Annotated in this window: 1 protein-coding gene and 1 pseudogene; both read right to left on the bottom strand. The window is 54.8% G+C overall.

Annotation, left to right across the window (positions count from 1 at the left end; genetic code table 11):
- Positions 1–207 precede the first annotated feature (207 nt).
- Complete coding sequence (locus J5224_RS31660) at positions 208–450, bottom strand: type II toxin-antitoxin system ParD family antitoxin (RefSeq protein ID WP_264628940.1); 243 nt, start codon at positions 448–450, stop codon at positions 208–210.
- An 83-nt stretch (positions 451–533) separates the two neighbouring features.
- A pseudogene (locus J5224_RS31655) lies at positions 534–821 on the bottom strand (sensor histidine kinase); the annotation flags it as partial.

The raw sequence follows: 821 nt of genomic DNA, 5'->3' as shown, positions 1-821 counted from the left end.
GGGGAGGCGAAAAACGTGATGATGGTGCATCCGGAACAGATGCTGCCCGCCGGGATCGCTATCGTGCTGGTGGTTGCTGCCTGTCACTACCTTGGGGATAGCTTACGTGATGCGCTGGATGTTACCGGCGGGGATGAAGGCCGCGCGGCGTCTCCGTTTTCCTAGCCATAGATTCTGGCAAAATCGTCTACTGCAAAATTAGAGAGCTTATACATTTAGCTCCCGTTTTTTTCGCGCGGCGATTTCACGCAGCGTCAGGTCGCTTTCACCGCTGTTTTCTCCTGCATCAATAGCATTGCGCAGTGTTTCCAGGTGACACTCTTGCTGTTCAAGCAGGCGCAGTGCGGAACGCACCACTTCACTGGTCGAACCGTAACGGCCGCTGTCAATCAACCGGCTGACAAAGGTGTCAAGTTGTTCACCAATAGTGATACTGGTTGTTCTGGCCATAGCGCCTCCTGTGTTAATTATTAACACAATGATATAAAGCGGGCCTGATGGTGTCAATCAACCCCAGAAATCCATTACCGCTTCTACGCCGCACGCTCGATATCTGCCAGCGCCTTTTTCGGTTGAATCAGCGGAACACGCACTTCCACCCGGGTAAAGGTATCGGCTTCGCTCTCGACGGTAATGCCGTAGCGGTTGCCGTAGCGCGCCTTGATGCGGCGGTCGACCAGATTCATGCCTAGACCGTCACCCCCGGTGGGCGGCTGATAGGTGCCTGCATTATCCTCGACCATCAGTTCCAGCGTATTGGCGCGGTAGCGGCCGCTGATGTGGATGTGGCCGCTCTCTATCATCTGCGAAATGCCGTGTTT

It is taken from the genome of Candidatus Symbiopectobacterium sp. NZEC135 (assembly GCF_025962695.1).
The sequence above is the reverse complement of the archived record's forward strand: the minus strand, read 5'-3'. Positions and strand labels throughout refer to the sequence as shown.